At 35.2% G+C, this 10,127-nt stretch carries 9 protein-coding genes; 7 read left to right on the top strand and 2 right to left on the bottom strand.

Annotation, left to right across the window (positions count from 1 at the left end):
* A partial coding sequence (locus ABFR62_10910; GenBank protein MEN8138930.1) for a hypothetical protein occupies positions 1–476 on the bottom strand: 476 nt, incomplete at its 3' end.
* Positions 477–857: 381 nt separating this feature from the next.
* Between ABFR62_10910 and ABFR62_10905 the strand changes: the two genes are divergently transcribed.
* From ABFR62_10905 to ABFR62_10890, 4 genes are all read left to right on the top strand, one after another.
* Complete coding sequence (locus ABFR62_10905) at positions 858–2,018, top strand: 5-(carboxyamino)imidazole ribonucleotide synthase (GenBank protein MEN8138929.1); 1,161 nt, start codon at positions 858–860, stop codon at positions 2,016–2,018.
* A 36-nt stretch (positions 2,019–2,054) separates the two neighbouring features.
* The gene (locus ABFR62_10900; protein MEN8138928.1) at positions 2,055–2,579 is read left to right on the top strand and encodes a TlpA disulfide reductase family protein; all 525 of its coding nucleotides are present in this window, start codon (positions 2,055–2,057) and stop codon (positions 2,577–2,579) included.
* Positions 2,580–2,657: 78 nt separating this feature from the next.
* Positions 2,658–3,146, top strand: coding sequence for a 5-(carboxyamino)imidazole ribonucleotide mutase (gene purE, locus ABFR62_10895; protein MEN8138927.1), 489 nt, complete (start codon positions 2,658–2,660; stop codon positions 3,144–3,146).
* A 222-nt stretch (positions 3,147–3,368) separates the two neighbouring features.
* Entirely contained in the window at positions 3,369–5,405 is a 2,037-nt protein-coding gene (locus ABFR62_10890) for a M3 family metallopeptidase (GenBank protein MEN8138926.1), read from the top strand.
* Positions 5,406–5,453: 48 nt separating this feature from the next.
* Here the strand turns inward: ABFR62_10890 and ABFR62_10885 are convergent, their stop codons facing one another.
* Positions 5,454–6,491, bottom strand: a complete 1,038-nt coding sequence (locus ABFR62_10885; GenBank protein ID MEN8138925.1) for a quinone-dependent dihydroorotate dehydrogenase — start codon at positions 6,489–6,491, stop codon at positions 5,454–5,456.
* 125 nt (positions 6,492–6,616) lie between these two features.
* On the opposite strand from ABFR62_10885, the gene ABFR62_10880 reads away from it, so the two are divergent.
* From ABFR62_10880 to ABFR62_10870, 3 genes are all read left to right on the top strand, one after another.
* Positions 6,617–9,166 carry a lamin tail domain-containing protein gene (locus ABFR62_10880; protein ID MEN8138924.1) on the top strand — a complete coding sequence of 850 codons (2,550 nt, stop codon included), beginning with the start codon at positions 6,617–6,619 and terminating at the stop codon, positions 9,164–9,166.
* A 74-nt stretch (positions 9,167–9,240) separates the two neighbouring features.
* Entirely contained in the window at positions 9,241–9,654 is a 414-nt protein-coding gene (locus ABFR62_10875) for a hypothetical protein (protein ID MEN8138923.1), read from the top strand.
* A 120-nt stretch (positions 9,655–9,774) separates the two neighbouring features.
* Positions 9,775–10,127 (top strand): gamma carbonic anhydrase family protein (locus tag ABFR62_10870; GenBank protein MEN8138922.1); only part of this gene is annotated, 353 nt, incomplete at its 3' end.

Below are 10,127 nucleotides of genomic sequence, written 5' to 3'. Positions count from 1 at the left end.
TTATTAATTCTCTCCTTCTTTTCGTCCCACTCTTCCTTTTGCTCATCGATTTCGTGATCGAACTTAGTCTTCAGGATAAAAAATGTATCATTAATATCGTCTAACGCATCTATAGACTCTTTCTTCAAATTTTTATAATTTTCATCCTGTGCAAGCTTTACCTGCATCTCATGAATACTACTGTGTATATTTTTTGCCTGATCTCTAAGCATTTCCTCACTTTCGGCTCTTCCAAGAGCCAACTGAAGCTGAAGTTCCTCAAATTTTATCTGTAACTCCTCTGCCTGATGAGCACTTAAGTTCTTTAGTGACTCTACTGAGATGTCATTATCTCTGATCCAATCCTGCATTCTTTTCTTCTGATGCTCGAATTCATCACGTGCTTCCATAGACCCTAAATTAAGCTGAATACGCAACTTTTCTGCCTTAATTTTAAGATCCTCAATCGTACTTTTTAATTGATCGCTAAATTCCATGATTCTAAATCTTCAAATTATTATTAACTATAGGAATGGTTTAATGAAGCTTATGCTAAGCATTCTATAAATTTAACTATTTTTGCACTTTTAAAACATAGATATGGAAATTATTATCCGTAAACACGTTTTGAAAGATTATTAAAAAGTTTCTGATCTTGTAGAGGAAACTTTTAGGATAAAAAATAGTGATCATAAAGAAAATTTTCCGGTTTAGGAATTGCGGCAGGGATAGCAGTGGCATCCTTTTTACAAGTGCTGTGACTGAGCACCTGCCTGATGACAGACAGGAAGTTGTAGAACAAGTGCTTGTAAAAAGATATAACGGATAGCCCGTTAAGCCGCCCAAATAAACAATAAGACAAACAACACATATAGTACATGGATAATAAAAATATTTTTTCTTCGGATTTCACACTCGGAATATTAGGCGGAGGACAATTAGGCAAAATGCTCCTGTATACAACCCGAAAATGGGATATTAAAACATCCGTATTAGATCCATCAGAAGAAGCTCCGTGCAAAATAGCCGCAAATTATTTTGAACAGGGCAGCTTAATGGATTTTGAGACCGTTTATAACTTTGGCAAGAAGGTTGACGTGTTAACAATAGAAATTGAACACGTGAATATTGAAGCCTTGAAAAAATTGCAAAGCGAAGGAATAGTAATTCATCCGAAGCCGGAAATGCTGGAAATAATTCAGAATAAAGGTATTCAGAAGCAATTTTATACTGACAACAATATTCCAACTGCTCCCTTTACAAAGTTCAACAACACTGATGAGCTGAAGGATGCAGTTAAAAACGGGAAACAAGACCTTCCTTTCGTATGGAAATCAACGCAATTTGGTTATGACGGTATGGGAGTTTCTGTAATAAAAGATGAAGAACAACTTGCTTCTCTTGCCGATGGTGAATGTATTGCCGAAGCATTAATACCATTCAAAAACGAACTGGCCGTAATTGTAGCAACAAATAATAATGGAGATTCTGTAAGCTACCCTGTTGTGGAAATGGAATTTCATCCGACTGCGAATCAGGTTGAGTATGTAATTTGTCCGGCAAGAATTGATGATGATGTTGCCGAAAAAGCAAGAAAAATAGCAATTGACACAGCTAAAAAACTTGGCTCAACAGGTTTGCTAGCGGTAGAAATGTTCCAAACCAAAAATGATGAAATCATTGTAAACGAAGTTGCTCCAAGACCTCATAATTCGGGACACTACTCAATTGAAGCATCATACACGTCGCAATACGAACAACACATAAGAGCTATTTTAGACCTGCCATTGGGAAAAACCGACAGTAAAGTTGGCGGAGTAATGGTAAATCTGGTTGGAGAAGAAGGCTTTACCGGAAATGTTGTTTACGACGGAATAAACGAAATACTCGGGATGCCCGGAGTAACTCCACACATTTATGGTAAGAAAGAAACAAGACCTTTCAGAAAAATGGGACATGTTACCGTTGTTGATGATGATTTGAGTAAAGCCAGAGAAGTTGCCGAAAAAGTTAAAAAAACAATTAGAGTTGTTTGCTAGAAACAATTATACACTAAAATTGGAATTAAATTTAAAATGAATAAATTTATAATCATATTATCATTATTGATCTCTCAGATTTCTCTTGCCCAGGAGGATGGATCCAGAGGATATAGAGTAAAAGTAGGAGATCAGTCACCTGAAATTGAATTATCACTGATGAATGGTGATCAGATTAGCAGTGAAAGTTTAAAAGGTAAAGTTGTGGTTTTACAGTTTACCGCTTCATGGTGTGGAGTTTGCAGAAAGGAAATGCCGCATTTGGAAAAAGAAGTATGGCAAAGGTTCAAAAATGATGAATTTATTTTAGTAGCTGTCGACCTAAAGGAAAAACCTGAAAAAGTTAAGCCTTTTATCGAAAAAACCGGAATTACCTACCCGGTTGCTATTGATGAAGACGGGTCTTTATTTGAGTCTTTTACTCTGCCAAAAGCCGGAGTTACAAGAAATATTGTACTTGATAAAAATGGAAAAATCATTTTTCTCTCAAGACTTTACGACAAGGTAGAGTTTGAAAAAATGATCAGTGCTATTGATAAAGAATTAAATAAAAGTATTTAACAGATAATTGTTTTAAACCCTAGAGTTCAAGATGTTGGCAATTACAACTTTAGACTTTAGACTTTAGACTTTAGACTTATGAAAATAGGAATTATAATGGGCAGTACTTCCGATCTGCCGGTAATGCAAGAGGCAATTGATGTATTAAAAGAATTAGGTATAGAAACCGAAATAGATATTGTTTCGGCTCACAGAACTCCGGAAAAACTTTGGGACTATGCCAAAAATGCCCACACAAGAGGTATAAATGCAATTATTGCCGGTGCAGGCGGTGCTGCACATTTACCGGGTATGGTTGCTTCTATGTCGCCTCTCCCTGTAATTGGTGTTCCGGTAAAATCATCTAACTCTATAGATGGGTGGGATTCTGTTCTTTCTATTTTACAAATGCCCGGCGGTGTACCTGTAGCTACTGTGGCTCTGGATGGAGCAAAAAATGCCGGCATTCTGGCTGCACAAATAATTGGCGCACAAAACAAAGAGGTTCGCGATAGAATTATTGCTTATAAAGAATCTTTGAAAGAAAAAGTTATTAAGGGAGCTGAAGAAGTTAAGACTAAGTATTAATTAGCTGCTTTATTAATATATTTACTCTCGTAAAGACGCGAAGACGCAAAGCATATATCTCTTTGTGCTTTTGCGACTCTGCGAGATTTTTTTCACATGTATAATTTTATATTTCGGTCATACCTGCCTGACTGCATCACGCAGGCAGGTGGCATCCCCATTATTTTCATCTCATTTGGTCTCGGCTTAGCCGAGATGGGGATTTCATAAAAATTAATAATCATGAATAATCCTTTATTAGAAAACTTCAACACAGCATACAACACGGTTCCATTTTCGAAAATTAATGAAAAACACTTTTTACCCGCGTTAGAAGAGGCAATAAGAATTGGAAAAAAACAAATAAATGCAATTGCAGAAAATGAAGAAGAGGCTACTTTCGATAACACTATAGAAGCAATGCAGTTTGCAGGTGAACTTGTAGGACAAACATCTACAATATTCTTCAACCTGAACAGTGCCGAAACTAATGACGAGATACAGAAAATAGCACAAAAGTTCTCTCCGATGCTAACCGAATACTCTAACGACATCAGACTTAACTCTAAGCTGTTCGAAAGAATCAACATTATTTGGGAAAATAAAGATAAAGACAACCTTTCTAAAGAACAAAACAGGCTTCTCGAAAAAACCTATAAAAGTTTTTCGCGTAATGGTGCTAAACTCGATGACACAAAAAAGAAAGAGCTTAGAGAAATCGATTCCGAACTGTCAAAACTTTCATTAAAATTTGGGGAAAATGTTCTTGCAGAAACTAACTCGTTTGAGATGCTTCTTAACAATGAAAAAGATTTAGCCGGACTGCCTGACTCCGCAAAAGAAGCTGCAAAACTGATGGCTAAGGAAAAAGGAAAGGAAGGATGGTTAATAAATCTTGACTTCCCCAGTTATGTACCTTTTATGAAATATGCCGAAAACAGGGAACTGCGAAAAAAACTTGCAATTGCATACGGCTCAAGAGCTTTTAAAAGTGATGAAAAGGACAATAAAAATATAGTTAAAAACATAGTTAATCTCCGAAAAAAAAGAGCTGAGCTTCTGGACTATAAAACTCATGCTGATTTTGTTCTGGAAGAAAGAATGGCCCAATCGCCGGAAAAAGTAAATAATTTTTTAGATGATTTGCTTAGCAAATCTAAACCGGCAGCAATTAACGAACATAAGGAATTAAGCGAATATGCAAAGTCAGTTGGTGGTCCGGAAATTTTGGAATCATGGGATTCGGCATACTACAGTGAGAAATTGAAACAGAAAAAGTTCAATTTCAACAGTGAGGAACTTAAGCCGTATTTTAGTCTTGATAAAGTTATTGACGGGGTTTTTACAATAGCCGGTAAGCTGTATGATATTAAGTTTGAAGAGATTTTCAACATCGACAAATATCACAAAGATGTTAAAACATACAAGGTAAATACTGTTAATGATGAGTTGGTTGCAATATTCTACGCTGATTTCTTCCCGAGAGAAGGTAAACGCGGTGGTGCCTGGATGACTTCTTTTAAAGATCAGAGAATTGTAAATGGTGAAGACGAACGTCCGCATGTATCGATTGTGTGTAATTTTACAAAACCAACAGAAACGGAACCGTCATTGCTAACTTTTCAGGAGGTAACAACACTTTTCCACGAGTTCGGACATGCATTGCACGGAATGTTGTCGAGGGTAAAATACGAAAGTCTGTCAGGAACAAATGTTTACTGGGATTTTGTTGAACTTCCGTCCCAGATATTCGAAAACTGGTGCTACGAGAAAGAAGCTTTAGACTTGTTTGCTTTTCATTATAAAACAGGTGAAAAAATTCCGGAAGAATACATTCTAAAGATTAAGGAAACATCAAACTTTATGGAAGGCATACAAACTGTTCGCCAACTAAACTTCGGGTTCCTTGATATGGCATGGCACAACAATTCTAATACAGATAAAATAGGTGATCTTTCAAAATTCGAATTAGAAGCAACTAAAAAGACATCAATTTATCCGATAAATCCAGAAACATCAATTTCAACGCAGTTCTCTCATATCTTCCAGGGAGGATATTCTTCGGGATATTACTCGTATAAATGGGCTGAAGTTTTGGATGCGGATGCTTTTGAGTATTTTAAAGAAAAAGGTATTTTCTCTAAAGAAGTGGCCGATGCTTTCAAAGAAAATGTTTTGAGCAAAGGAGGTTCGGAACACCCGAAAGAATTGTACAAAAAATTCAGAGGAAGAGAAGCTACTGCCGACGCTTTATTGAAGAGAGCGGGCTTATTGAAGTAAAAAACTAGCGAGGGCTTTACTTAATATTAAGCCCTCGCTATTATACCATTAAAGTCCTGCCTTGGCAATACCTTTATTAATATTCTTAACTATCGAAGGTCCTTCGTATATAAAACCGGTATAAACCTGAACCAGACTGGCGCCTGCTTTTAGTTTCTCTATGGCATCTTCGGCTGTATGTATTCCTCCTACTCCAATAATCGGGAAGGCTCCGTTTGATTTTTCATGAAGATATTTCACAACTTGGGTCGACCTTTCTCTAACCGGTACTCCACTCAAACCTCCCGCGCCTATCTCTTCAATTCTCTCTTTTGATGCTGTTAAGCCTTCACGCGAAATAGTAGTGTTTGTGGCAATCAACCCTGCAATTTTAGTATCATTCACAATATCTACAATATCATCTAACTGCTCATCGGTTAAATCCGGTGCAATTTTCAATAATATCGGTTTCTGTACTTCTTTTTCAAGGTTTATTTTCTGCAAAGTACCCAACAAATGAGTCAAAGGTTCTTTGTCCTGCAGCTCACGAAGATTTGGGGTATTAGGCGAGCTTACATTAACAACAAAATAATCCACTACATCGAACAAAGCATGGAAATTGAAAACGTAATCATCTACTGCCTTATCATTGGGGGTAACTTTATTTTTACCAATATTCCCACCAATTACTACTCCTGATTTTCTTTTCTCCAACAGTTCTTTTGCACCCAAAACACCCTTGTTGTTAAATCCCATACGGTTTATCAGACCTTCATCCGGTATTAATCTAAAAGCTCTTGGAGCAGGATTTCCCGGCTGTCCTTTCGGAGTTACTGTTCCTATTTCAATAAAACCGAAACCAAAATTTGCGAGCTCATCAAAAAGCTCGGCATCCTTATCAAGACCGGCAGCTAAGCCAACAGGGTTTTTAAACTTGATCCCAAAAACTGTGCGTTCAAGAGATTTGTTCTCATAGTTAAACAGTGCTCTAAAAATAGCCGGCACTCCCGGAATTTTAGAAAATGTTTTTATTGACCCAAAAACAAAATTATGGACATCTTCAGCATAAAATCTGAAGAGAATCGGACGGATAAGACTTTTGTACATTTCGCGATTTTGACCGCAAAATTAAACTATCAGTTTCAATTTTTTAAATAATTACCTGTCAAATTTATTCTTCTCCTTAAATATTCACTATCTTTAGTATACCCCAACTAAATTTACCATAAACTATGAAACAGCTAACCTTAATTTTACTGTTAGTCCCTTCTTTTATATTTTCACAATTCAAGGATGATTTTAATGACGGGAATTTCACATCCTCACCTGCATGGACAGGTGATTCGGATAACTTCACTGTAGATTCTCAAAAAAAGTTAAAACTTAACGCCACAGAAGAAGGTATATCTTACCTGTACACAAACTCGGAACTATCAAATAATGCCCTGTGGAAATTCAGAATATCTTATGACTTTAACCCTTCTTCAAATAATTATTCCAGAATTTACCTGGCCTCAGAATCATCTGACTTCGAGAATTCAAAATCGATTTTTCTTGATATAGGAAGGAATACCGATAAAATTGAACTTTTCTATTCCGACGGAATCAATAAAACATTAATACTGAAAAGCGATGATTCATTTCTGAATTACAACCCGGTTGAGTTAGATATTACAATTGAAAACATAAATAATATCTGGTCGTTAAAATATAAATCACCTGCTGATAATAGCTATATTACAATTTCCGAATTATATTTTGCCATTCCTTATTTTAAATCTTCCTTCTTCGGAATAAGTGCCAGATATACAATCACAAGAGCTACAAAATTTGCCTTTGATAATTTCAGTGTAACGGAAATTACGGTTGTAGATGAAACACCTCCAAACATAAGCAGGATTGAAATATCAAATATGGATGAAACCGAAATCGTATTTACCGAGAAAGTATTCCCTTTTACCAAAGAACAAATTGTAATTACACCTGATGTTGTAATAGATAATATTTCAACCGAAGATAGTGTATCATTTAAACTAAGTCACATAGAGAATTTGATAAGCGGTAATGAATACAACTTTTCGCTTAGTAACATTTCGGACATTAACAACAATATTTTAGACAGTTACAACGAGACAATTCTGTACTACCTGCCAAAAGAAAATGATATTGTGATCAATGAGATTATGTTCGATCCTTCTCCCTCAATAAATCTTCCTGAAACTGAATACATTGAACTATACAATAATTCCAATGGAAAAGTCAGAACAGATCAATGGACATTAACAATTGGGACAAAAAAACATACTCTTCCAGGCTATACTTTAGAAAAAGATCATTATTTAATAATTACATCCGACAGCATAGCTTATCAACACTTATCGCATATTTTCATTGATTTTACTTCACTAAATAATACCGGCACCCTAATTAAAATAAATACTGATAATAATCTCTTGATTAATCAGGTAGAATATAATGTAAATTGGATTAATAATCCGGAAAAAAAAGATGGCGGGTGGAGTATAGAGCTTATCAATCCCGACAATAACTGTATAAAAAAAGAAAATTGGATCGCTTCAATAAATACTGACGGAGGAAGTCCGGGATTAATAAATTCAGTTTATAACAAAAATCACTTCCCTGAAATTGAAAATCAGATTTCAGAAGTTTCGACAAATGACAGCCTAACTAAAATTTCAATTCTTTATACTAATTTCACAAATGACAACTCACCAAATATCGAAACAAACTATACTGAAAACTTCATTATAAATAGTTTCAACAAACCCGACGGGACATCAGAAATAAAAATTTCACTAAATGGAAATCCTATTAATAATCTAACATACTTTCTGGTTGGAGATTTGGAAAGTTGTAATAATGATGAAATTAAAAGCGACACAATTTGGATAGCAAACTTTCATCCAGCCGATAAAGACGATTTAGTCATTAATGAGATAATGTTTAACCCCAAGGTTAACAGCGACGAATTTATTGAAATCTACAACAACTCTGATAAGTATATAAATATGCGAAATTTTTACATTTCAAATTTCAGTAATCCTGATGAAAACAGTGATTATAACAATTTGAAAAAAATCACTGAAAGAAATATCCTTTTCGCACCCCGCAGTTATTTCGTTATCACCAAAAACGCAAAATCAATAATAGATAATTATAAAAGTTCAAAGCGTTGCAGATTTATAGAGATAGGATCTCTTCCCAAAATGAGTAATGATGATGGTAATCTGGCTCTTCTTAATCAGGCTTTTGAGTTTATTGATAAAGTGTGCTACAATTCGAACATGCATATTAATTTAATGAGAGATGAAAATCGTAAAGGCATATCACTGGAAAGGATAAAGGCTTCTAATCCGGGTTTAAACACTAATAACTGGACTTCTGCTTCACAAAGTAGTGGTGGGGCAACTCCGGGTCTTCAAAACTCATCGACTCCAAAAAATTACACTACCGAAATTCCTTTTGCCGTGAAGCCCGAAGTATTTACCCCGAATTCTGACGGATCGAACGACATAACTGAGATATATTACACAATGACTAAACCCGGTTTTATCGCCAACGTTAAAGTTTTCAATGCAAATGGAGTTTTCATCAAAAATATCGCCAACAACTATTTAATGGGTATTGAAGGAAGTTTTATCTGGGATGGTACCGATATCAACAACCACATTAACTCTAAAGGCATCTATGTATTTTGGATTGAAATTTTTGATTTGGAAGGAAACGTCATGGTTTATAAAAGTACAGTTGTTTTAGGTTGAGATATATTAAATTTAAATATAAAAGTTATATCTTTAATTTTAGATTCAGTTGTTTAATATGAAAAGAAAATAACATGATTAAGAAAATTATTGCAGTAATAGTATTAATTCTGATAGCATTTTTTGCCTTTCTGTATCTCGGAAATTACAGTGAGGGAACACAGGCAGGAGTGATAATGAAAATCCAGAAAAAAGGTGTTGTATTTAAAACCTGGGAAGGCCGTTTAGATATGGGAACGGTGGGAAAATCGAAAAGTGCCAATTTGGGCAGCAAAATTTTTGAATTTTCAATAAACGGAAAAGATGAAGAACTATTGAGGAAGCTTCAGGAAGCGCAGCTATCGGGAGAAAGAGTTAATTTATTCTTCGAACAAAAATATATGAAAATCCTGTGGGATGGTGATACAAAATATTTTGCCACAGGGGTTGAGTCCTCTAATGAGGTTCCGGAAGAAAAAGAAAATAAACTGCCACAGCTGGGCAACTAATAACTTTTAAATATAAAAGAGAGGTGATAATAATTGCCTCTCTTTTTTTTGCAAAACTACGATTAAACTATATTTGTACATAACAAAATATTATTCGCAAAAAACAATTAAAAAATATAGATGGCTCTAATAAAAGAATTAAAGGGAATCGAACCTAAATGGGGTGATAATTGTTATTTTTCTGAAAATGCTACAATTATCGGCGATGTAGAAATGGGGAATGATTGCTCTATTTGGTTTAATGCAGTAGTTAGGGGTGATGTTCACTATATTAGAATGGGAAATAAGGTAAATGTACAAGATGGGGCTGTAATTCATGCCACCTATAAAACAGCACCGACAAATATTGGGAACAATGTCTCAATAGGACATAATGCACTGGTACACGGTTGTACTATTCACGATAATGTACTCATAGGTATGGGTAGTATTGTGATGGATAACTGTGTAATAGAAAGTGACAGTATAATTGC

The organism is Bacteroidota bacterium (assembly GCA_039714315.1).
Taxonomy (GTDB): Bacteria; Bacteroidota; Bacteroidia; order Flavobacteriales; family JADGDT01; genus JADGDT01.
Note: the sequence above shows the minus strand (reverse complement) of the source record. Positions and strands in the feature narration are given on the sequence as shown.

Excerpts from the sequence above, each read along its gene's own strand:
- ABFR62_10905 (MEN8138929.1), top strand. The coding sequence starts at position 858 with ATGGATAATAAAAATATTTTTTCTTCGGATTTCACACTCGGAATATTA.
- ABFR62_10900 (MEN8138928.1), top strand. The coding sequence starts at position 2,055 with ATGAATAAATTTATAATCATATTATCATTATTGATCTCTCAGATTTCT.
- purE (MEN8138927.1), top strand. The coding sequence starts at position 2,658 with ATGAAAATAGGAATTATAATGGGCAGTACTTCCGATCTGCCGGTAATG.
- ABFR62_10890 (MEN8138926.1), top strand. The coding sequence starts at position 3,369 with ATGAATAATCCTTTATTAGAAAACTTCAACACAGCATACAACACGGTT.
- ABFR62_10885 (MEN8138925.1), bottom strand. The coding sequence starts at position 6,491 with ATGTACAAAAGTCTTATCCGTCCGATTCTCTTCAGATTTTATGCTGAA.
- ABFR62_10880 (MEN8138924.1), top strand. The coding sequence starts at position 6,617 with ATGAAACAGCTAACCTTAATTTTACTGTTAGTCCCTTCTTTTATATTT.
- ABFR62_10875 (MEN8138923.1), top strand. The coding sequence starts at position 9,241 with ATGATTAAGAAAATTATTGCAGTAATAGTATTAATTCTGATAGCATTT.